The organism is Microbacterium sp. NPDC056736, assembly GCF_042790415.1.
Lineage (GTDB): Bacteria > Actinomycetota > Actinomycetes > Actinomycetales > Microbacteriaceae > Microbacterium.
Genome location: NZ_JBHTZE010000006.1, coordinates 56,916 through 77,402, shown reverse-complemented (window position 1 = coordinate 77,402; position 20,487 = coordinate 56,916). Strand labels below are relative to the sequence as shown.

Genomic DNA, 20,487 nt, shown 5'->3' with positions numbered 1-20,487 from the left:
CGACCACGCTCTTCTTCGCACTGTTCGCCGCGGTGGGGCGGCGCCGCCCCCGCCCCCCGGGCGGACCCCCGCCCGCGCCCGGGGTACGCGGGCACCGCACCCCCATCGCGGGCGGCCGCGGGGGGGGGGGGGGGGCGACTCGCCGCCCCCCCACCGCAGCACGTCTTTATCGCACCACCCCGAAGGAGTCGACGATGGCCGGTCCCGTCCTCGAGGAGACCACGTCCCCCGCCAGAACACCGGACGACCGATCCCGGCTCCGACGGCAGAAGCGGGCGACCGCCCTCGCGGAGGCGGCTGGACAGGGCTGGAAGATCTGGCTGGTCAAGATCCTCCTGCTCGGCCTCATCGACGCCTTCGCGGTCTACGGCATCCTCATCCTGGCGTTCCAGGGCGAGTGGCTCGTGCCGCTGATCATCGCCGTCGTCACCATCGCGGTCAACGTCATCTATCTGGTGCCGGGCCTGCTGCCCGCGAAGTACCTCACGCCCGGCATCCTGTTCCTGCTGGTCTTCCAGATCTTCCTCATCGTCTACACGGTCTTCATCTCTTTCACGAACTACGGCTCCGGGCACAATTCGACGAAAGAGGATGCGGTCAATGCGCTCCTCCTCCAGTCCCAGACCCGCGTCGAGGATTCGCCGGCCTTCCCCGTCACCGTGCTGGAGCGCGCGAACGAGTTCTTCTTCCTGACCACCGACCCCGACACCGGCGACTTCGTCGTCGGCGGGGAGGAGCAGCCGCTGGAGCCGGTCGACGGTGCCACCGCCACCGGCGCACCGGGATACAACACCCTCGATCTCGGCGGCATCCTCGCCAATCAGGAGGCGATCGCCGGGCTCGCCGTTCCGGTATCGGAGGACCTCAACGACGGGTACCTTCGCACGACCGACGGATCGACCGCGTATCTCTTCACCTCGTCGCTGGAGTGGGATCCCGTCGCTGACACGATGACCGACACCACCACCGGCGTCGTGTACAGCGACATCGGCACCGGCGCGTTCACTGCCGAGGACGGCACCGAACTGCTGCCCGGATGGCAGGTCGTGGTCGGCTTCGACAACTACGTCCGCGCCTTCACGGAGCAGTCCATCCGCGGACCCTTCATCTACGTCTTGATCTGGACGTTCGTGTTCGCGCTGCTCTCCGTCGCCACGACGTTCGCGCTCGGACTGTTCCTCGCGATCACGTTCAACGATCCGCGGATGAAGAGCAAGAAGTACTACCGCGTGGCGATGATCCTGCCTTACGCGTTCCCCGGGTTCCTTTCCGCACTGGTGTGGGCGGGCATGTTCAATCAGGACTTCGGGATCATCAACGAGTGGTTCTTCGGCGGCGCGCAGATTCCGTGGCTGACCGATCCGCTGCTCGCGAAGATCGCGATCCTCGTCGTGAATCTCTGGATGGGCTTCCCCTACATGTTCCTCGTCTGCACGGGGGCTATCCAGTCGATCCCGGACGACATCCAGGAAGCAGGCAAGGTCGACGGCGCCAGTGCGTGGGGCATCTTCCGGCACATCAAGTTCCCGCTCCTGCTGGTCTCGGTCGCGCCGCTGCTCATCTCGTCGTTCGCCTTCAACTTCAACAACTTCGTCCTCATCTACATGCTCACCAACGGTGGGCCGAGGTTCCCCGATGCGCCGATCCCGGTCGGGCAGACCGACATCCTCATCTCGATGGTCTACAAGGTGGCCTTCGTGGGCGGTCAGCGCGACATGGGGCTGGCTGCCGCGTTCTCGATCCTGATCTTCCTCATCGTCGGCGCGATCTCGTACATCGCGTTCCGGCAGACCAAAGCGCTCGAGGAGTTGAACTGACATGTCCACGGATCAGACCAGGGTGGGCGGCGCCGAGAGTCTCGCCATCGGGTTCGAGGCCGCTGCGGAGAAGGAGCGTCCGACCGCACCGATGCCGCGGCGTCCGTTCGGAAAGTACTTCCGCGAGACCGGGTGGCGCCACATCGTCGGCATCGTCATGGTGCTGTTCTCGGTCTTCCCGCTCGTCTACGTGCTGTCGGCTTCGCTGAACCCCGGCGGCACGCTGCTGACAGCGAACGGGCTGTTCCGGAACATCAGCTTCGACAGCTACGTCGCGCTGTTCCAGGATCCGAACTATCCCTATGGGCGATGGCTCGCGAACACGGTGATCGTCGGGCTGTCGACAGCTGTCGGCGCGGTCTTCCTGTCGGCGCTCGCGGCGTACGCGTTCTCGCGCATGCGGTTCACAGGACGGCGGTTCGGGCTGCTGTCGATCCTCCTCGTGCAGATGTTCCCGCAGCTCCTCGCCTTCGTCGCGATCTTCCTGCTCATGTCGGCGATCAGCGACGTCTTCCCGGCTCTGGGGTTGAACTCTCTCCTCGGGCTCATCATGATCTACCTCGGTGGTGCGCTCGGCGTCAACACGTTCCTTCTCTACGGGTTCTTCAACACCGTGCCGACGTCCATCGACGAGGCGGCGCGGATCGACGGAGCGGGTCATGCGCGGATCTTCTTCACGATCGTGCTCCGCCTGGTCGCACCGATCCTGGCCGTCGTGGTCCTCCTCGTCTTCCTCTCCACCTTCGCCGAGTTCGTCATCGCTTCCGTCGTGCTCATCGACCCCGCCAACCAGACGCTGGCCGTCGGGCTCTATCAGTTCGTCTCCAACGCGCAGTCGAAGAACTGGAGCGTCTTCGCAGCGGGCGCCGTGGTTGCGGCGATCCTGCCGATGGCGCTGTTCCTGTCATTGCAGCGATACATCGTGGGCGGACTCACCGCCGGCAGCGTCAAGTGACGCGGGCGGGCATGGACCGGGTGGACGAGGTCTCGCGCGGCGTCGTGTCGGCGCAGGACACGACCCCGGCCGACCCGGGTGGAGCCGGAGTGACGGCGCCGGAGCGGTTCGACGCGCTCAGCGCGGGGCTGGCAGCCGGAGTTCGCGCGCATCCCGGACTGGTCGGGCTCGTGCTGCTCGGCTCGGCGTCGGACGAGGCGCGCGCGCGGCGCGACGAGTGGTCGGACCACGACTTCTTCGCGCTGACGGCGGCCGGCCGCGGGAGCGAGGTGCGTCCCGACCTGTCCTGGCTGCCCGATCAGGATCGTCTCGTGCTCACCGCGCGCGAAGGCGAGATCGGGTTCGTCGCCGTCTACGACGACGGGCACGTCTTCGAGTTCGCCTTCTCGGACGCCGCGGAGCTCGCCGGCGCTCGCGCCGGCGACGCGACGGTCCTCGTCGACGACGAGGCGGGCACCACGGCGAGGCTGCTCGCGGAGTCGCGGGCGCGCGCCGCCGAGGACGATCGGTTCGACCCCGCGAACGACGCGCGGCTCGTGCTGGTGAAGCTGCTGATCGGCGTGGGGCGGGTGCGCCGCGGCGAGGTTCTGAACGGGAACGCGTTCATCCGGCAGTGGGCCGTGCAGCTGCTGGTGCGGGCCATCCGTGGACGGTTCGCCGCGGCATCCACTTCCCTCCGCGACGCGATCGATCCCGTGCGGCGCTTCGAGCGCGACTTCCCGGCGTGGGGAGGCGACATCGCCGCATCGCTGGATCTGCCCATCGAGGAGACCGCCTTCGAGCTGTACCGCCTCACGCGCCGGATCCTGGAGCCCGGGTGGGAGGACTTCCCGTCGCGGGCCGCCGACGTCGTGGCGGCACGCCTCGGCTGGAGCTGACCCGGCCCGGCGGATGCCGCGGCCGCCCTGAGATCGAGCGCGCGGGGTGGCGGCGGCATCCGTCGTTCGTAGACTGGGTCGGCGAGGAGGTGCCATGCGCCCGCTGACCGAAGATGATGTGCGTTCGTCGTTCGTGAACGCCTCACCCGACGAGCTGAGACTCGTCGCCCTGCCGCATGACTTCATGCTGACCGACTGGGATCACCTCGATTTCCTCGCGTGGCGCGATCCGCGCACGCGCAGTCGCGGCTACGTGATCGCCGAGATCGACGGAGAGCCGTCGGGCGTCGTGCTGCGTGCGGCCGAGGGCACATCCCGCGGTCGGGCCGCGATGTGCAATCTGTGCCACACCATGCAGCCGGCCGACCAAGTCGTGATGTACACCGCGCGGAGGGCCGGCGAGGCGGGCGCGCACGGTGACAGCGTCGGCACCTACATCTGCGCGGATCTGTCCTGCCACGAGACGGTGCGGCTGGCCGCTCCGCTCGCGCCCAACGAGGTGAGGGCGAGCGTCGACCGCAAGATCGACGGCACGCGGCGCCGCACCGAGGCGTTCGTCGGGCGGGTCCTCGAGACGGCGGGAGTCCCGCGATGACCGTCGTGGTGGTGGGTGACGCGCTCATCGACGAGCTCCGCGACGACCACGGCGTGCGCGAGTTCGTCGGCGGCGCCGCGCTGAACGTCGCCGTGGGCCTCACCCGTCTGGGCGTGCCGGCGACGCTGGTGGCGATGCTGGGCGATGACGAGCCGGCCTCACGCGTGCGGCGCTATCTCGCGGACTTCGGGGTGGACCTCATCGCGACGCCGTCGCTGCTGGGGACGGCGCGGGCGGTCAGCACGCGGTCCGGGGGAGGTGAGCCGGTGTACGAGTTCAACGAGGCCTCTCAGCAGCGCCGCATCCGGTTCGGCGACGCCGAGCGCGCGGCGATGGCCGATGCCGACCTCGTGGTGATCAGCTGCTTCGCGTTCGACGATCCCGAGCAGACCGCCGAGCTGGCGGAGGCGGTCGACGCGGCGGGCGTCCCGGTCGCGGTCGACCCGAACCCCCGCACGGGCATGATGAGCGACAAGCCGGAGTTCGTGCGCGGCTTCGAGCGCCTGGCCTCCGGCGCGGCCCTGGTGAAGGTGGGGGAGGACGATGCGGCGCTGCTCTACGACGACCGACTCGACGTGCTGCGGGCCCGGCTGATCGACCTCGGTGCGCAGGCGGTGCTCGCCACCGAGGGGCCAGCGGGCGCCACGATCGAGGCCGGCGACGTGGTGGTGACCCGGCCGATCTCGAGCCTCCCCGGCCGCATCGTCGACACGATGGGCGCCGGCGACGCCGCGTTCGCCGCGACGGTGGCCGTCCTCGTGGACGGCGCTCCGGTGGACGAGGACGGCTGGGAGACGGCGCTGCAGACCGCGATGGATGTCGCGGCCGCGACCTGCCGTTTCGAGGGTGCCCTGCTGCGCACGCCGAGCGCCCTCGACGGCACGGACCTCGATCGCATCGGCACGTGACGGCATCGGCACGTGACGATGGACGGGCGCGGGCCGTGACGGCCAGGGGTAGCCGCCGATTTCTGACCTCGCGCATCTACGCGTAAGATTGTGGATCGCGCCTCCGGTCGTCTGGAAAAGTCGGACGGGTGCGCACTCGGCGAGTTACCCAAGCGGCCAAAGGGATCTGACTGTAAATCAGCCGGCATAGCCTTCGGGGGTTCGAATCCCTCACTCGCCACCCGAGATCAGAAACGCGTCCCGCCTGCGGGGCGCGTTTCCTCGTTGCGCAGCATCCAGCGAAGACCGAGCCCGGTCAGCACTGCGACGGTCGCCGCCATGAGCACCCCGCCGATTGCGAAGAGCGCGAACACGACCGCAGCGGGCGTCGACTCGTCGACCCACGGCGACGGCAGGAACGTGAAGACGATGCCGATCAGCCACGCGACCATGTTGATGGGCACCCACCACCACGACCGGGGCACGCCCGCCCGTGCGAGCACCGGGCGCTGAGCGAGCGGGATTGTCGCCAGCAGCAGGAGTGCGGCCGGCGCCGCCACCGCCCAGGTCGACGGCAAGGCCCAGTCGATGTCGGCACCGAGATCCGCGAGAGTCGACGGCAGCATGCCGATCGCCCACGCGACGGATGCCGCCACCGCCGTCACCGCTGCCCACCGGCCCACGGGCACCTGGGCGCGCGACCCCCGGGCGCCGAGCGCCTGGCCGACGCCCAGCAGCGCGCCTTCGCCGGCGCCGAACACGACGAGAATCGCCCACGCCGCCCAGCCGCTCAGCCCGAGCGCCGACGCCAGCGCGAAGGCCGTCACCGGGATCAGGAAGCCGAGGCCCTCACCCAGCACCGTGAATCCCACCCACCGCGGCAGCCGCAGCGCCGGCCTCGCAGCGGGCCTCGGCGCCGGCCCGGGCGAGGAGCTCTCCATATGCACACGGTACGAGCCGTCGGGCGGGGACGCACCCCCGATCCCGGCGCGCCCCCGCGGATCTCGAACCGGGGATGCGCGCGTGTCAGGATGGGCGTGCCGGGTCCACCGCCCGCGTCACGAGAGGAACGCCATGACCGCGCCCGATCCGTATGCGACGCCACAGCCGGAGCGCGGCGACGCCTCCCTCTCGCCGCTGCTGCGAGCCGCCATCTGGGTGGCCATCGGTGCGCTCATCGCCGCAGCCATCGTCTGCGTGGTGTGGGTGCTGGTCGGCTCGCAGAACGGTCTCGTCGGGCGCGCCTTCCTCACCATCCTGCTGCTCGTCGCATTCGCGGGCGTCGCGATCCTGGACGCCCACCTCGCACCCCGGCGCCCCGCGTGGTTCGCCCTCGCCAGCATGGCGTCCTGGATCATCGCGCTGCTCCTCGGGGCGATCATGATCTGGATGCCCGAGCGCTTCCCGTGGCTCGGCGTCTCCCGGTTCATCCAGTTCCTGCTGATCGTGCTCATCCTGCAACTGGTGCTGCTTCACCTGCGCCTCTACATCAAGGCGTTCCAGCGGTACGACACGACGTTCACGCGTGCCGTGGTCATCGTCACGATCGCACTCGTGGTCGCGCTCGCCGCGCTCCTGATCATCCCACTGGCCTTCGGGGAGTGGCTGTCCCTCGCCGACCTCTACTGGCGCATCGTCGTGGCGGTCGCGATCCTGGCGGCCGTCGGAACGGCACTCGTGCCGCTGGTCAACGTGCTCTTCGCACCCAAGCGGCCGCGAACGCACCCGCACCCGCTGCCCCCGCCGCACGCGTCCGGCGCGGTGCCGGCGGCTCCGGTGGCATCCGCTCCCGCGACGCAGGAGCTGCTGCCGTGGCCGACGTATGCGGACGGCGGCACGCCGCTGCCCATGCTGCCCGATGGGTCGCCGGACTGGAACGCCTACTACACCGGCCACCCCTCGCCGGGGGCGCACGTGTTCACGCCGCTCGCACCGGCCGTCGCCGAGCCGTCGCCCGCGACCGCCGGAGCGCCGGCTCCGCACGGCGATGCGCCGCAGCCCGCCGCGGAGGCGCCGGCCCAGGCGCCGGAGCGTCCCGGGTACGAGGGCTACCCGCCCCCGCCGCCGCTTCCGCCGCGCCCCTGACCGTCGCGGGGCCGGCTCACCCGGCGAGCAGCTCCAGCGCGGCCATGGCGGCGTTGTGGCCACCGAGCCCGCTGACCGCGCCGCCGCGTCGCGCGCCCGATCCGCACAGCAGCACGGACGGGTGGGACGTCGCGACGCCCCACCGCTCGGCGGGAGTCCGCAGCGGCTCGTCGTCGTCCGCCCACGGCCACGAGAGCGGGCCGTGGAAGATGTCGCCGCCGACCATGCCGAGGGAGCGCTGGAGGTCCGCCGTCGTCCGCGCTTCGACGCACGGTGTGCCGTCAGGCGCTTCGAGCACGCAGTCGGCGATCGGCTCGGCCAGCACGGCGTCAAGCGAACGCTGGGCCGCGGCGAGGAGTTCGGCGCGCGCGGCATCCGGATCCCGCCCCTGGAGGAGCCGGTGCGGCACCTGCAGACCGAAGAGGGTGAGTGTCTGCGCCCCCGACCGCCGCAGGTCGGGTCCCAGGATCGACGGGTCGGTGAGCGAGTGGCAGTAGATCTCGGCGGGAAGCGGATCCGGAATGCCACCGCTCGCCGCCGCGGCGTGCGCCGCGTCCAGCTGTGACAGCGTCTCGTTGACGTGGAACGTGCCGGCGAACGCCGCCTCGGGCGCGACGCGCCGGTCGCGGAGGCGGGGGAGTCGCCGCAGCAGCATGTTGACCTTCAGCTGGGCGCCCTCCGGTCGCGCGGCGTCGGCATCGCCCGCCGGGCCGCCCGCTCCACCCGCGGCGAGGAGGTCGGCGAGCACCGCCGGGCCGACGCCGCTCAGCACCAGCTGGGCGTGCACGGTCGAGTCGTCGCCCAGCTGCACCTCGCCGTCGGGCGAGACCGCGACGACTTCGCTCTCGGTGCGCAGCTCGGCACCCGCCCGCGCCGCGGCCCGTGCGAGCTCCGCGGACACCTGCCCCATGCCTCCGACGGGCACGTCCCAGTCGCCGGTGCCGCCGCCGATGACGTGGTACAGGAAGCACCGGTTCTGGCGCAGGTCGCCCTCGTCAGCCGCGGCGAACGTGCCGATCAGGCCGTCCGTGAGGGCGATGCCGCGCGCGAGGTCGGTGACCAGCGACGACCGCAGCAGCCCGCCGAGCGGCTGTTCGATCAGCTCCGACCACAGACCGTCATCGCCGAGACGCGCGCGCAGCTCGGATCGACGCCGCAGCGGTTCGGTCATCGAGGGGAACAGCAGGCGGGCGACCGGCGAGAGCCGTTCCGAGAGGGCGGCGAACCGCTCGGCCTCCGCCGTGTCGCCGGTCACCCGGGCGAACGATTCCGCGGTGGCCGCGGCATCCGCGTTGTCGATCAGGATCCCTCGCGACGGATCCGCGGGGTCCGGCGTGTACGACGAGTACCGCCGGCGGAGCAGACGGATGCCGAGCCCGAGGTCGCGCACGATGCTCCGGGGCAGCAGGCTCACGAGGTAGGAGTAGCGCGACAGGCGCGCGTCAACGCCGTCCCACGGGCGTTCGGACACCGCTGCCCCGCCCAGGTGATCCAGCCGCTCCAGGACGACGACCGACCGGCCGGCGCCGGCGAGGTAGGCCGCGGCGACCATCGCGTTGTGACCGCCGCCCACGATCGCGACGTCGTATGTGCGGTGCGGGACTGCGTCGGCCATCCCCTCACGCTAGCGAGGCGCCGCGGACAACAGCCACACCCGGCCCGGCACCGGGCACCCGGCACCGGGCACCGGGCACCGGGCGCGCGGGACGTTAGCGTGGACGCATGACTCTCGCGCAGGATCTCGAAGCACTCGCCATGGACATCGCCCGGGAGGCGGGAGACCTCGCCCGGGTGCGCCGCGAGGCGGGCGTGTCGATCGCCGCGACGAAGTCCGCGCTCGCCGACATCGTCACCGAGGCCGACCGCGAGGTGGAGACGCTGATCCGCGCCCGGCTGGCCGCCGAGCGCCCCGACGACGCGTTCCTCGGCGAGGAGACCGGCGCCGAGGGCGGTGCGAGCGGCATCACGTGGGTCGTCGACCCGATCGACGGCACGGTCAACTACGCCTACGGCATCCCGGCCTACGCGGTCAGCATCGCGGCCGTCCGCGGCGAGCCCACTCCGGCGGACTGGGAGGCGCTGGCGGGCGCCGTGTACACCCCCGTCATCGGCGAGCTGTTCCACGCCGCCCGCGATCACGGGGCCTGGCTCGGCGCTGATCCGCTGCGCGTCAACAGCGAGGTCGGACCCGCCGGCGCGCTGCTCGCGACAGGTTTCGGCTACGACCCCGCCACGCGGCCGGGGGACATCGAGCTGATCTCGGCCGTGATGCCGGGCCTGGCTCGTGACCTCCGCCGCGGGGGAGCGGCATCCCTGGATCTCGCGTACGTCGCCGCCGGTCGCCTCGACGGCTACTTCGAGCGGGGACTGGCGCCGTGGGACCTCGCCGCCGGATCGCTCCTCGTGACCGAGGCCGGCGGCCGGTTCGGCCGCGCTGTGCCCGACGGCTCGCCGCGCGCGCCGCTCGTGGTCGCGTCGACACCGGCGATCTATGACCGCCTCGCCGCTGCGGCAGGGCTCTCGTGAGGAGCGCTCTCATCCAACTCTCATCTATGACGCGCGCTGAAATCCGAGCCGTACATGGCATTCCCAGGACGCCCGGGGTAGTGTTTACCCGATCGTTACCTTCGCTGCCCGAACGGCGGAGGTCGTCATAGCCCACGACCGCCTCGCCGCGTTCCCCTCGCGGTACGACCCGAGAGCCCGCCGCCGCTTTGCCTTTCGACGCCCCCATGGCTGAACCCGCGCCCACGCGCCGGTCGAGCCGCACCTCCGCCACGCCTGTCCAGGCGACCCCGGAGACGCCGGGAGCAGGTCGCGCCACCGCGCGGCGCGAAGCCGCGCAGATCGCCCCCGAGCGTCCGGCTGTCGTGTGGGGTCGTTCCGTCGACCTGAAGAAGGCGGATGCCGCACTCGCGACGCAGTCGCAGCTGTCGGCCCCCGCGGGGCAGACGACCGCCCCGCACCCGGCGCCGGCCTCCCGACGCCAGCGGCCCGCCGCGCGTCCGATCGTCGCACCGGCCGCCGACACCGCGGCGCACGCTCCGGCGGCTGCTCCGGCGGAGGTCGCGGAGGCTGCGGCTGTCGCTCCCGCGTCGCCGGCTGCCGAACTCCCGGCCACGGCGCCCGTGAGCCGTCGTGCACGCCGGGCGCAGACCGGCGAGTTCGCTGCGGTCAGCGCGCCGCTCGCGCCGACCGGCGAGTTCGCCGCGGTCAGTGCGCCGCCCGCGGAGACCGGTGAGTTCGCCGCGTTCAGCGCGCCCGCCGCTGAGGCCGTCGCTCCCGCGACCCCTGCTGAGGCCGTCGCTCCCGCGCCGCCCTTCCAGCTCCTCGAGCCCCTGGTCGCCTCGGAGACCGCTCCGATGCCCGCACCGCCGAGCTCCACAGCCGCCTCGGCTGCCTCGGCATCGTCCGCGAGCGCCTCGACGTGGATGTCGGAGTCGTTCGCGAAGATCCTCGCGGCGGAGGCCGTGGCAGCAGCCGCGACGACCGCCGCGCCGGTCGAGACCGTGCGGCCCTCGGCGCCCGAGCCTGCGGCGGCTGCCGAGACGGCTGAGGCCCGCCCGGCGACCGAGCAGATCCACCCGCTCACCGGCCCGATCGCCCAGCCCGCGGCGCCCGATGTCGACGAGTTCGAGGTCGCGGCGCGCCTGTTCGAGTTCACCGGCGAGACCCCCGTGCAGCAGCCGGCCGAGGAGCAGGAGCAGTCGCGACCTGCCGCCGGCCCGTCGGCCGAGGAGCAGCCCGCCGCGCACACCGCGCCGCGTCGGTCGCAGGCCCGCCGGGGTGCAGCGTTCCGTCGCGTGGCCACCGCCTCGTTCTCGGTCGGCGTGCTCGGCGTCGTGGGGCTGATGGCGGTCGGGATGACGACACCCGCCGAGGCCGTCGCCGCGGCTCGCGGCGTCGACGCCTCGCTGTCGGTCCTCGCCCCCGGTGACTCGAAGGCATCGGTGATCGACGAGGCCGAGATCCAGGCCTATGTCGCGCCGGCCGGCATCGAGGCCGACACGCTCGACCGTCCGGAGAACTACACGACCACGACGACGGCTCAGCTCGCGTCGGAGGCCGGCATCAAGAACTTCTCGAACCTGTTCCGCAACGACCCGAACTCGAACATCCAGTGGCCCTTCACGGTCGGCGTGACGATGTCGTACGGGTTCGGCATGCGGTCCGGCCGAATGCACGAGGGCGTCGACTTCACGCCCGGCGCCGGAGCCCCGATTCAGGCCATCGCCGACGGCACCGTCCGCGTGGCCTCCGAGGCGGGCGGCGCGTACGGCGTGCACGTGATCATCGACCACATCGTCGACGGCCAGCTCATCTCCAGCCACTACGCGCACATGGAGTACGGCTCGCTCCAGGTCTCGGCCGGTCAGCGCGTCACGGTCGGCACGGTCCTCGGCCGCACCGGCAACACCGGGCGCTCGTACGGCGCCCACACGCACTTCGAACTGCTTCAGAACGGCACCACGGCGATCGACCCGATGCCGTGGCTGCGTACCCACACCGACGGCACCCACACGGTGGGCTGACGGTTCGGAAGGATGCCGGGCCTCTGGTATCCTCTTCTAGTTGCCTGCTCGCAGGCAGCACGCCCCGATAGCTCAGTGGCAGAGCACTTCCATGGTAAGGAAGGGGTCGTCAGTTCAATCCTGACTCGGGGCTCGCAGCATCCGTTCCAGCGATCGGATGCCACGCGGCAGGGTAGCTCAGTTGGTGAGAGCGCACGACTCATAATCGTGAGGTCGCGGGTTCAAGCCCCGCTCCTGCTACAGACGAAAGCCCCCGGATTCCGGGGGCTTTTTCGTGCCTGCCCGGCTAGGGTGAGCCCTGACCGGCGGCCGCGCCGGGCGAGCGGAGGCCGGCGATGCTGAGGCGGATCGCAGAGGGCGTGTTCGTCCACGAGAGCGAGTTCATCCGAAGCAACTGCACGGTCGTGCAGGGACGCCACGGCGTGCTCCTCATCGATCCGGGCATCACCGACGCCGAGATGGCGCACCTCGCAGACGATCTCGGCGAGCGGGGACAGCCCGTCGTGGCCGGCTTCTCGACGCATCCGGACTGGGACCACGTCCTATGGCACCCGAGGTTCGGCGACGTGCCGCGCTACGGCACGGCCCGCGGTGCGGCATCCATCCGGGAGGTGCTGGCGCGTCCGGACTGGCGGGATGCCATCGCCGAGGGGCTGCCGCCGGAGTACGCCGACGACATTCCGATGGAGCTGCTCGGCGACATCACCGCTCTGCCCGCCGGTGCCACCCGTGTCCCGTGGGACGGGCCGGAGGTGCGGATCATCGAGCATCGCGCCCACGCGCCGGGTCACGCCGCGCTCCTCGTCGAGGAGCGCCGCGTGCTCGTCGCCGGCGACATGCTCTCCGACATCCTGATGCCGTTCCTCGACCTCGAGGCTGAGACGCCCATCGCGGATTACCTCGCCGCGCTGGCGCTCCTCGAGAACCTGGTCGACGAGGTGGACGCAGTGGTGCCGGGGCACGGCTCGGTCGGCGGACCGGGTTCGTTGCGGGCGCGCATCGCGCAGGACCGGGTGTACGTCGAGACGCTCCGCGATGGATCGGACTTCGACGATCCGCGGGTCGGCCCGGCGGCCCCGCTGGAGTGGCTGCCCGACGTGCACGACTGGCAGGTGGGGCGGCTCGGCCCGAGCAGGCCCGCGGATGCACCCGAGGAGGGCTCGCCGCCCGGCGGGCCGTGAGCCGCTGCGGCGGGCGGGGCGCGAACGGGGGCAGGAACGACGACGCCCGGCCCCGCCGCAGCGGGAGCCGGGCGCCGCAGGGTCACCCGAGGAGGACGACGTGCGTGCCGGCCTCCAGGTCCACCCGATCCGTCGCGCCGTCCCCGTGCACGTGCAACGTGGTCGGCCCGTCGGTGGTCACCTGAAGCCGCACCTCGGAACCGGGTTCGAACCCGGCGGCCGCCAGGTCGACGTCCGCGGTGGCGACGTTGACGAGCGCGAGGTCGAGCACATCGCTCGCGGGGACGCTGCCCGCCGGGTGGCGGTCCAGCACCCGGATCTCGGTCGGGAACCCGTCGAACACCGCGCTGTCGGTGGTCACCACCGGCTCGGTCGCCACGAGGTCGAGTGCGCCGGAGCGGGCCTCGACACGACTCCACCGGGCCGCGGCGTCGCGCGCGGCGAGTCCGTCGACCCAGTACGCGCTGTCGATCGCGAGCCCCAGATCGGGACGGTTCTCCCGCGGATCCCACCGGAACGCGATCGTGCCGGGCGAGGTGGCGAGCTGCGCCTCAGCGACGTGCTGGGCGTACTCGTGCCATCCGAGCCATCCGAAGTGCCCGTGCGTCGCACCGCCGTAGTAGTGCGCGCGGTGTTCCACACCGGCGGCCTCGAGCGCCGACGCCCAGGTGCGCGTGTTGCCCTCGGCGATGTCGGCGGTCCCGGCATTCAGGAACACGCTCATCGCCGCGAGGTTCTCCACGCGGGCGCTGTCGTCGGCGCCGTCGCGGATTCCGGCGGCGTGCATGTACCCGGCACCGGAGACGATGCCGACGCCGGCGAAGACGTCGGGATGGTTGGTCGCGAAGCGCGTCGCGCCGACACCGCCCATCGAGTGCCCGGCGATCGTGGTGCGGCTGCCATCGAGCGAGTAGACGCCGGCGACCCGATTCCACGTCTCCCACACGTCCAGTTCCGCCTCATTGACGTACCAGGTGCCGTCGCCGCGCGCGAGCGGAGAGAGGCAGACCGACCCGCGGTCCTCGCAGACAGGGCCGAACAGGTGATCCTCCCGCGAACCCCGGAACCCGTTGTGGTTGCTGCCACCGCCATGGAGCAGGATCGTCAGCGCTGCCGGCTCGGACGGATCGTACGTCGTCGGCACGTAGACCAGGTACGGCTGCACCTGCCCGTACACCCGCGGCGCCGTGGTGGGCGGCTGGCCCGTCGGCTGGCGGGTGTCGGGGTGCAGACCGGGACCGAGATCGACGGACGAGACGTACCACCGGGTGGAGAAGCCCTCGGGCGACGGATGCTGCTCCACCGTGCCGCGCGCGAGCTCGCGCCAGTCCACCTCGAGCGCGAACGGCGACATGTCTCCGTCGGCGAGCGCCGCGCTCTGCGCGCCGTTGTTCCACGCCGTCGCCCGCGCACGGCCGGCGGCCCGCATGTCCTCCTGCTCGGCGCTGCGGAACGCGGCGTTGTAGACGCGCATGTCATCGCGCTCCGGTGCGGCGGCGAAGCCCGTGCCGGTGGCATCCGCGATCCCCGTCGCCAGGCGCACCGTGAACACTCCGTTGACGCGCAGCGCCGCCCGCGGCACCTCGGCGACGAACGACTTCGCCTCGACGTCGACGTCGACGCGCGCGCCGTGCCGGGTCAGCTCGCGCCGGCTGCCGTCCGCGTCATCGAGCCACACTCCGGCGGCCGACACGATGAGGAACGCGTCGCTGCCGGGGGAGGTGACGCCGGCGTCGCCTGGCCACGTCGAGGTGCCGGTCCGCTCGTCGGCGTCGGTGTCGAGCGCCCACACGGCGATCGGCAGCTCCGGATCGGCGAGAGTGGTCCAGTCGACGCGCCAGTACGAGCGGTCGCCGCGCACGCCGATTCCGGCTCGGAAGACGTCCGCGCCGTTCGCGTGCGCCGCCGCGTCGGCGTAGGTGAGCGAGCCGTCGCCCACATCGTCGAACAGCCAGTCCGTCCAGAGCAGAGCGCCGCCGTCGTACCTGCTCGTCCCGGACGTGCGGGAGAAGTCATCGGAGAACGGCCACGCCGCGGGAGTGGCGAGGACGGGCTCCTCCGTGAACGCGGCGGGAGGCGCGGCCGCCGGGATCTCCGGCGGCGCGCCGTCGCTCGGATCCGCCGAGCCCGCCGCGCTCGCGGGCGGCGCGGCGATGAGCGTGGTGACGAGACCGAACCCGGCCATCAGGGCGGCGGCACGCGCCGAGCTACGACGAGACGCCTTCGTGTCCGGTCTCATCGGTTGAACCGATCGGGGTGGAAGGCGAGGAAACGCGCATCGCCGAGGTCGAGCGCGTCCGCCGCACGGTTCAGCTGCACGGAGTTCGCGCTGCCCCAGCGTCCGGTGTCGAGGCGGTCCAGCAGCAGCTCTGTCGCCGCCACGGTCTCGGCCGCGGTGAAGTTGCAGTGACCGGCGGATGCGACGTAGGTCTGCCGCAGCAGCGAGGCGTTGCCCGCGTGGGTGACCCGCTCCTCGTACTCCTGCTGCTGCGCGACGGTCGAGATCTGGTCGCCGACGTTGTTCAAGGTCACGGTGGGCACGCTGATGCGGCCCGTGAACTCGTACGAGGCGGCGAATCGCTCGACCGCGTCCGGGTCGGCCTCGACGCGCTCGCCGGCGTTGACCGCCGCGAGGTCCTCGTCCAGCGACAGTCCGGCGGCGTCGTAGAGCTCGGCGACCACGCGACGCGACTCGGGGGAGGCCTTTCGCAGCTGCTCGACGTAGTCGATGCCGGTGTTCCAGGACGGCATGCCGCCGAACACGATGGTGCTCGTGTGGCGGCTGCTCATCGCCTGACCGATGTAGGGCAGCGGGTCTCCGGCCAGCGCGCCGTACCAGGCCGCCTGGTAGGCATCGCGGTCTCGCGGGTCCGGATCGGCGATCGCCTGCGACCAGGCCGGCAGCTGCCCGATCGCGGCGGCGAGGGCGATGCGGGCGCGCCCCTCCGGGGTCTGCTGCGCCTCGGCGAGCCGCGCGAACCAGGCGTTGCGCGCTCCCTCGATGTCGGCCGGCACGTCCTCGACGGGCAGGGTGCCCTCGGGGTCGAGCAGCTCCGACAGGACGAACACGGTGTCCAGCTTCTGATTCCACTGCGACACGGTGCCCGACAGGCCGCCGCACGCAGCCAGCACCCCGTCGATGCGATCGGGGTGCAGCTCGCCGGTCGCGGCGGCGATCATGCCGCCCATCGAGTTGCCCATCGCGATGGCGCGATCCGGCTCTCCCACCGCCGCGGTGAACGCGTCGAGCGCCTCGATCTGGTTGTCGACCGCGTCACCGAGGTTCCAGCCGGTGACATTGCGCGTCGTGCCGCCGTACGCGTACCCGCGGTCGATCAGCTCGTTCTGCGCCGCCGACGGTGAGCCGCCCGCGAAGTCCAGGTTGACGAACACGGTCCCGTTCCAGTCGGCGGGGACGACGAACCGGTAGGCCGTCGAGTCCGACAACCGGCCCGAGACGATCGTGTCGGGTTCCTCGGCCGCGACCGCCGGGGCGGCTGTCGCCGTGAGCGCCAGTGCCGCTGCGGCGGCGATCATGGCGCGGGTCGTCCGGTGTGCATCAGGCATCTGCAGTGCTCCCTCATCCAACGTCATCGTTGATCCGGCCCCTCGGCCGGCCTGTGCGGAAGCCTGCCCGCGTCGAGGCAGAATGTCAACCAAATTGATACTCTGGTCGCGATGGCTGCCTATCGTGGTTGAAATTGATAGTTGAAAATCTCAACCATCAACTTTTATGATGTTATTTGCGCGTCACGAGACGCCGCTCCTCCTGCACAACGATGTGGAGTTCCCATGCGTACCAGCACTGTCGCCTTCGTCCCCCTGCTCGCCGTCGCCCTTCTCGCGGGCTGCTCGGCGTCGCCCGCCTCCGAGCCCGCTCCGGGTGACGACGCGGCCGCCGCCGAGGCGCCCCTGTACGACCAGCTTCCCGATGCCATCAAGGACGCCGGGGTCATCAAGATCGCCGGTGACACGCACCCGCCCTACCGCACGATCGAGGAGGGCGGCGAGATCACGGGGATCGATCCCGACCTCCAGGCCGTGCTGTCGGAGCAGCTCGGCGTGCCGTTCGAGATCATCACATCGTCCGGCTTGGACGCGATGCTCACCGGCATGCTCTCGGGCCGCTTCGACGCCTTCAACGGCCCGGTGCGCACGACACCGGAGCGGGAGGCGGAGTTCGATGCGGTGGTCTGGATGACGACCCGCACGTCCTACGTCTTCCTCGAAGAGCGCGCGGGCGAGCTGGACGACCCTGAGGCCCTGTGCGGCTCGCGCGTGGCGGGTGTGACGGGATCCGTCACCGAGAGCCAGCTCGCGCGGTACAACGAGTGGTGCGCGGCCGAGGGTCTCGATCCCGCCGAGTTCATCGGCCTCGAAGACAGCAATGCGACGTTCCTGGCGGTGAACTCGGACCGCGCCGACTACGCCGGCACGACGCAGTCCGCCGCGATCGACCTGCAGTCGTCGGACCCGGACCGCTACGGCTACCTGATCCAGTCGGACGAGCAGGGCGCAGGCGTCGACCAGCTCGCGATGTTCATGCCGAAGGGCAACGGGCTGGCCGAGCCGATGCTCGCGGCGTTCGAGGCGATCTTCGAGAACGGCGAGTACGACCGCATCATGTCCGAATGGGGCATCGAGGATGCCGCCGTCGAGGCGCCTGTGCTGAACCCCATGACGAGCGAGTGAGACAGCCATGACCGATCTCACGACGCAGCCGGTGCGCAATCCGTCCGCGGACCGCACGGTGGACGTCGCCGACGCCCGGCGTCGCATCCATCCCTGGCGGGTCGCCGTGGGCGCCCTGCTCGCCCTGGTCACCGCGCAGATCGTCATCTTCCTGGTGACGAACGAGCGGTTCGACTGGCCCGTCGTCGCGGAGTACCTGTTCAACCCGACGGTCCTGATGGGGCTCGGCATGTCCGTCATGCTCACCATCGTGGGCATGGTGCTGGGCTCGATCCTGGGCACGGCCCTCGCCGCCGGCCAGCTCAGCGACTTCGCACCGCTGCGGTGGGCGTGCATCGTCTTCGTCGGCGTCTTCCGCGGGGTCCCGCCGCTGGTGCAGCTGATCTTCTGGTACAACCTCGCCTACCTCGTGCCGCGCCTGGCGGTCGGCGTCCCGTTCGGGCCGGAGCTCCTGAGCTGGCCGACGAACGACCTGATCACCCCGCTCACGGCCGCGATCATCGGCCTGTCCCTCCACGAGGCCGCGTACATGGCCGAGATCATCCGGGCCGGCATCCTCTCGGTCGACTCGGGGCAGCGCGACGCCGCCGCGGCGATGGGCTTCAGCCGCTGGCACTCCTTCACGCGGGTCGTGCTGCCGCAGGCGATGCGCGTGATCATCCCGCCGACGGGGTCGCAGGTGATCGCGCTGATGAAGGGCACCTCCCTCGTCAGCGTCATCGCGATGGGCGACCTGCTGCATTCCGTGCAGGTGATCTACAACCGCACGTATGAGGTGGTGCCGATGCTGATCGTCGCGGTCATCTGGTACCTGGTCGTCGTGACCGCGCTCACGCTCGTGCAGCGACGGGTGGAGCGGCATTTCAGCAAGGGCATGTCGCGGGCCGCGGTCGCGCGGCGCACGGTCGAGCGAACGGAGGCGACGGCATGACCGCGCAGGGAAAGGATCTGACGCCGGTGCTCCAGGTCGTCGGGCTGCGCAAGTCGTACGGCGATCACCTCGCCTTGTCCGGCGTCGATCTGGAGGTGCATGCCCGCGAGGTCGTCGCAGTGCTCGGGCCTTCGGGGTCCGGCAAGTCGACGCTCGTCCGCTGCATCGACCAGCTCGAGTCGATCGAGGGCGGAGCGATCTATCTGGACGGCCGGCTGCTCGGGTACGAGCGCCACCGCGACGGCATCCGTCCGCTGACCGACACGGAGGTGCAGCGGCAGCGGCGTCGCATGGGGATGGTGTTCCAGCAGTTCAACCTGTTCCCGCACTGGACGGTGCTCCGCAACATCACCGAAGCGCCCGTGAAGGTGCACGGGGTGCCGCCGGCGGAGGCGAAGCAGCGTGCCATGGAGCTCCTCGCCCGCGTCGGGCTCGCCGACAAGGCCGATGCGCACCCGCGTCAGCTCTCGGGCGGTCAGCAGCAGCGCGTCGCGATCGCCCGGGCCGTCGCGACGAATCCCCGCATCCTCCTCTTCGACGAGCCCACCAGCTCGCTGGACCCCGAGCTCGTCGACGAGGTGCTGCAGGTGATGAAGGACCTCGCCGAGGCGGGCATGACGATGATCGTCGTCACGCATGAGCTGGAGTTCGCCCGGCACGTCGCCGACCGATGCGTGTTCATGGCCGACGGCCAGGTGATCGAGGACCGGCCGTCCGCCGACTTCTTCGACCGCCCGGAGTCCACGCGGCTGCGCACGTTCCTCACCCGCACGTCCGCGGCGCCGGCGGGCGGGGTCGCGTGATCACGATCCACGCGGTCGGCGACCTCGTGCTCGAGCGCGACGACGCGCGGGATCTCCTGGCCGCCGTCGCGGACACCCTGCGCTCAGCCGACCTCGTGATCGGGCAGCTCGAGATCCCGCACGTGGCGTCGGCCGAGGCAGCGGTCGTGCAGACCACCGACGTCCCGGCGCTCCCGGGGCCGCCGTCAGCGCTGGATGCCCTGGCCGAGGCCGGATTCGGCATCCTGACTCTCGCGGGCAATCACGTGTACGACTTCGGGCCCGAGGGGATGCGCGAGACCGTCGGGCACTGCGAGGCGCGCGGCATGCGGACCGTGGGCATCGGTGAGACGATCGACGAGGCGTTCGAGCCGGTGATCGCCGACGTCGACGGCACGCGGATCGCAGTGGTGAGCGTGAACTGCGTCGGCCCCCGCGAGAGCAGGGCGACGACGCTCAAGCCGGGGGCCGCCCACGTGGACGTCGTGACCCACTACGAGCCGCGGAACGCGAACCCCGGCGGACCGCCGCGGATCGACACGTTCGTCGAGCCCGCGAGCCTTCGTCGGTTCATCGCGGCGGTGACGGATGCCGCCACCCGCGCCGACATCGTGGTCGTGGCCCTCCACAAGGGCCTGGTGCACGTCCCCGTCGAGATCGCCGCCTACGAGACGGAGATCGCGCATGCGGCCGTCGACGCGGGCGCGACGGCCGTCGTGGGGCACCATGCCCACATCTTCAAGGGCGTAGAGATGTATCGCGGGCGTCCGATCTTCCACGGGCTCGGGAACTTCGCCACCGTGACCAGGGCGCTCTCGGCGATGTCGGGCGATGCGCCGGAGCGGGAGGCGTGGGCGCGGGAGCGACGGCGGATCTTCGGCTTCGAGCCGGACCCCGCGATGCCCGACTACCCGTTCCACCCCGACAGCCGCAACACCGCGATCGCCGTCCTCACCATCGAGGGCGACCGTGTCGAGGCCGGCCTCATCCCCTGCTGGATCGACGACGACGCCCGCCCGGTGCCCGTCGGGCGGTCGGCACGAGGCGACGACGTCGCGGCATACCTGCAACGCATCACGAGCGAGGCCGCATTCACCACAGCACTCGCGTGGGCCGGCGACCGGCTCCTCGCGCGGACGAAGGAAGACTGAC

General features: G+C 71.3%; 17 protein-coding genes and 3 tRNA genes. 16 read left to right on the top strand and 4 right to left on the bottom strand.

Annotated elements, in window-relative coordinates; all coding sequences use genetic code 11:
* Positions 1 to 194: 194 nt before the first annotated feature.
* The 6 genes from ACFRAL_RS12895 (at position 195) to ACFRAL_RS12870 (ending at position 5,373) form a co-directional block, all read left to right on the top strand.
* On the top strand, positions 195 to 1,817 hold the full coding sequence (locus tag ACFRAL_RS12895; RefSeq protein WP_378883492.1) for an ABC transporter permease subunit: 1,623 nt from the start codon (positions 195 to 197) through the stop codon (positions 1,815 to 1,817).
* 1 nt (position 1,818) lies between these two features.
* Positions 1,819 to 2,772, top strand: a complete 954-nt coding sequence (locus ACFRAL_RS12890; protein ID WP_378883489.1) for a sugar ABC transporter permease — start codon at positions 1,819 to 1,821, stop codon at positions 2,770 to 2,772.
* An 11-nt stretch (positions 2,773 to 2,783) separates the two neighbouring features.
* On the top strand, positions 2,784 to 3,650 hold the full coding sequence (locus ACFRAL_RS12885; RefSeq protein WP_336394811.1) for a hypothetical protein: 867 nt from the start codon (positions 2,784 to 2,786) through the stop codon (positions 3,648 to 3,650).
* A gap of 94 nt (positions 3,651 to 3,744) precedes the next feature.
* Positions 3,745 to 4,245, top strand: coding sequence for an FBP domain-containing protein (locus ACFRAL_RS12880; RefSeq protein WP_378883484.1), 501 nt, complete (start codon positions 3,745 to 3,747; stop codon positions 4,243 to 4,245).
* On the top strand, positions 4,242 to 5,153 hold the full coding sequence (locus ACFRAL_RS12875; protein ID WP_378883482.1) for a PfkB family carbohydrate kinase: 912 nt from the start codon (positions 4,242 to 4,244) through the stop codon (positions 5,151 to 5,153). The genes ACFRAL_RS12880 and ACFRAL_RS12875 overlap by 4 nt, the downstream gene beginning before the upstream one ends.
* A gap of 138 nt (positions 5,154 to 5,291) precedes the next feature.
* A tRNA-Tyr gene (locus ACFRAL_RS12870) sits at positions 5,292 to 5,373 on the top strand.
* Positions 5,374 to 5,380: 7 nt separating this feature from the next.
* Here the strand turns inward: ACFRAL_RS12870 and ACFRAL_RS12865 are convergent.
* The gene (locus ACFRAL_RS12865; protein ID WP_378883479.1) at positions 5,381 to 6,073 is read right to left on the bottom strand and encodes a hypothetical protein; all 693 of its coding nucleotides are present in this window, start codon (positions 6,071 to 6,073) and stop codon (positions 5,381 to 5,383) included.
* 133 nt (positions 6,074 to 6,206) lie between these two features.
* Here ACFRAL_RS12865 and ACFRAL_RS12860 point away from each other — a divergent pair, with 133 nt between their 5' ends.
* Positions 6,207 to 7,217 carry a hypothetical protein gene (locus tag ACFRAL_RS12860; protein ID WP_378883477.1) on the top strand — a complete coding sequence of 337 codons (1,011 nt, stop codon included), beginning with the start codon at positions 6,207 to 6,209 and terminating at the stop codon, positions 7,215 to 7,217.
* Between the two features lie 16 nt (positions 7,218 to 7,233).
* On the opposite strand, the gene ACFRAL_RS12855 is transcribed toward ACFRAL_RS12860, so the two are convergent.
* Positions 7,234 to 8,832: a phytoene desaturase family protein gene (locus ACFRAL_RS12855; protein ID WP_378883474.1), complete on the bottom strand. Its 1,599-nt coding sequence runs from the start codon at positions 8,830 to 8,832 to the stop codon at positions 7,234 to 7,236.
* A gap of 107 nt (positions 8,833 to 8,939) precedes the next feature.
* Between ACFRAL_RS12855 and ACFRAL_RS12850 the strand changes: the two genes are divergently transcribed.
* The 5 genes from ACFRAL_RS12850 to ACFRAL_RS12830 all read left to right on the top strand — a co-directional run bounded on the left by ACFRAL_RS12850 (position 8,940) and on the right by ACFRAL_RS12830 (position 12,930).
* Positions 8,940 to 9,743 (top strand): inositol monophosphatase family protein, encoded by an 804-nt coding sequence (locus ACFRAL_RS12850; RefSeq protein WP_378883471.1) that lies wholly within the window; start codon positions 8,940 to 8,942, stop codon positions 9,741 to 9,743.
* A gap of 206 nt (positions 9,744 to 9,949) precedes the next feature.
* On the top strand, positions 9,950 to 11,749 hold the full coding sequence (locus ACFRAL_RS12845) for a peptidoglycan DD-metalloendopeptidase family protein (RefSeq protein ID WP_378883468.1): 1,800 nt from the start codon (positions 9,950 to 9,952) through the stop codon (positions 11,747 to 11,749).
* A 61-nt stretch (positions 11,750 to 11,810) separates the two neighbouring features.
* Positions 11,811 to 11,882, top strand: a tRNA-Thr gene (locus tag ACFRAL_RS12840).
* A 33-nt stretch (positions 11,883 to 11,915) separates the two neighbouring features.
* A tRNA-Met gene (locus ACFRAL_RS12835) sits at positions 11,916 to 11,989 on the top strand.
* A gap of 95 nt (positions 11,990 to 12,084) precedes the next feature.
* Positions 12,085 to 12,930 (top strand): MBL fold metallo-hydrolase, encoded by an 846-nt coding sequence (locus ACFRAL_RS12830; RefSeq protein ID WP_378883465.1) that lies wholly within the window; start codon positions 12,085 to 12,087, stop codon positions 12,928 to 12,930.
* Positions 12,931 to 13,012: 82 nt separating this feature from the next.
* Here ACFRAL_RS12830 and ACFRAL_RS12825 read toward each other — a convergent pair whose 3' ends face one another.
* Positions 13,013 to 15,169 carry an alpha/beta hydrolase-fold protein gene (locus tag ACFRAL_RS12825; protein WP_378883462.1) on the bottom strand — a complete coding sequence of 719 codons (2,157 nt, stop codon included), beginning with the start codon at positions 15,167 to 15,169 and terminating at the stop codon, positions 13,013 to 13,015.
* A complete protein-coding gene (locus ACFRAL_RS12820; RefSeq protein WP_336394820.1) occupies positions 15,166 to 16,497 on the bottom strand; it encodes an alpha/beta fold hydrolase in 1,332 nt (443 codons plus the stop codon). The genes ACFRAL_RS12825 and ACFRAL_RS12820 overlap by 4 nt, the downstream gene beginning before the upstream one ends.
* A 225-nt stretch (positions 16,498 to 16,722) precedes the next feature.
* Between ACFRAL_RS12820 and ACFRAL_RS12815 the strand changes: the two genes are divergently transcribed.
* Genes ACFRAL_RS12815 through ACFRAL_RS12800 form a run of 4 tightly spaced genes read left to right on the top strand, consistent with a single transcriptional unit; the run spans position 16,723 to position 20,486 of the window.
* Positions 16,723 to 17,622, top strand: coding sequence for a transporter substrate-binding domain-containing protein (locus ACFRAL_RS12815; RefSeq protein ID WP_336394821.1), 900 nt, complete (start codon positions 16,723 to 16,725; stop codon positions 17,620 to 17,622).
* Between the two features lie 7 nt (positions 17,623 to 17,629).
* Positions 17,630 to 18,553, top strand: coding sequence for an amino acid ABC transporter permease (locus tag ACFRAL_RS12810; RefSeq protein WP_378883457.1), 924 nt, complete (start codon positions 17,630 to 17,632; stop codon positions 18,551 to 18,553).
* On the top strand, positions 18,550 to 19,356 hold the full coding sequence (locus ACFRAL_RS12805) for an amino acid ABC transporter ATP-binding protein (protein WP_378883454.1): 807 nt from the start codon (positions 18,550 to 18,552) through the stop codon (positions 19,354 to 19,356). The genes ACFRAL_RS12810 and ACFRAL_RS12805 overlap by 4 nt, the downstream gene beginning before the upstream one ends.
* On the top strand, positions 19,353 to 20,486 hold the full coding sequence (locus tag ACFRAL_RS12800; RefSeq protein WP_378883451.1) for a CapA family protein: 1,134 nt from the start codon (positions 19,353 to 19,355) through the stop codon (positions 20,484 to 20,486). Before ACFRAL_RS12805 ends, ACFRAL_RS12800 begins: the two co-directional genes overlap by 4 nt.
* Position 20,487: the final 1 nt, after the last annotated feature.

Bases quoted from the DNA above. Each gene is read 5' to 3' on its own strand.
- ACFRAL_RS12895 (WP_378883492.1), top strand. From the start codon at position 195: ATGGCCGGTCCCGTCCTCGAGGAGACCACGTCCCCCGCCAGAACACCG.
- ACFRAL_RS12850 (WP_378883471.1), top strand. From the start codon at position 8,940: ATGACTCTCGCGCAGGATCTCGAAGCACTCGCCATGGACATCGCCCGG.
- ACFRAL_RS12825 (WP_378883462.1), bottom strand. From the start codon at position 15,169: ATGAGACCGGACACGAAGGCGTCTCGTCGTAGCTCGGCGCGTGCCGCC.
- ACFRAL_RS12820 (WP_336394820.1), bottom strand. From the start codon at position 16,497: ATGCCTGATGCACACCGGACGACCCGCGCCATGATCGCCGCCGCAGCG.
- ACFRAL_RS12815 (WP_336394821.1), top strand. From the start codon at position 16,723: ATGCGTACCAGCACTGTCGCCTTCGTCCCCCTGCTCGCCGTCGCCCTT.
- ACFRAL_RS12855 (WP_378883474.1), bottom strand. From the start codon at position 8,832: ATGGCCGACGCAGTCCCGCACCGCACATACGACGTCGCGATCGTGGGC.
- ACFRAL_RS12875 (WP_378883482.1), top strand. From the start codon at position 4,242: ATGACCGTCGTGGTGGTGGGTGACGCGCTCATCGACGAGCTCCGCGAC.
- ACFRAL_RS12810 (WP_378883457.1), top strand. From the start codon at position 17,630: ATGACCGATCTCACGACGCAGCCGGTGCGCAATCCGTCCGCGGACCGC.
- ACFRAL_RS12830 (WP_378883465.1), top strand. From the start codon at position 12,085: ATGCTGAGGCGGATCGCAGAGGGCGTGTTCGTCCACGAGAGCGAGTTC.
- ACFRAL_RS12880 (WP_378883484.1), top strand. From the start codon at position 3,745: ATGCGCCCGCTGACCGAAGATGATGTGCGTTCGTCGTTCGTGAACGCC.
- ACFRAL_RS12865 (WP_378883479.1), bottom strand. From the start codon at position 6,073: ATGGAGAGCTCCTCGCCCGGGCCGGCGCCGAGGCCCGCTGCGAGGCCG.
- ACFRAL_RS12885 (WP_336394811.1), top strand. From the start codon at position 2,784: ATGGACCGGGTGGACGAGGTCTCGCGCGGCGTCGTGTCGGCGCAGGAC.
- ACFRAL_RS12845 (WP_378883468.1), top strand. From the start codon at position 9,950: ATGGCTGAACCCGCGCCCACGCGCCGGTCGAGCCGCACCTCCGCCACG.
- ACFRAL_RS12860 (WP_378883477.1), top strand. From the start codon at position 6,207: ATGACCGCGCCCGATCCGTATGCGACGCCACAGCCGGAGCGCGGCGAC.
- ACFRAL_RS12805 (WP_378883454.1), top strand. From the start codon at position 18,550: ATGACCGCGCAGGGAAAGGATCTGACGCCGGTGCTCCAGGTCGTCGGG.
- ACFRAL_RS12890 (WP_378883489.1), top strand. From the start codon at position 1,819: ATGTCCACGGATCAGACCAGGGTGGGCGGCGCCGAGAGTCTCGCCATC.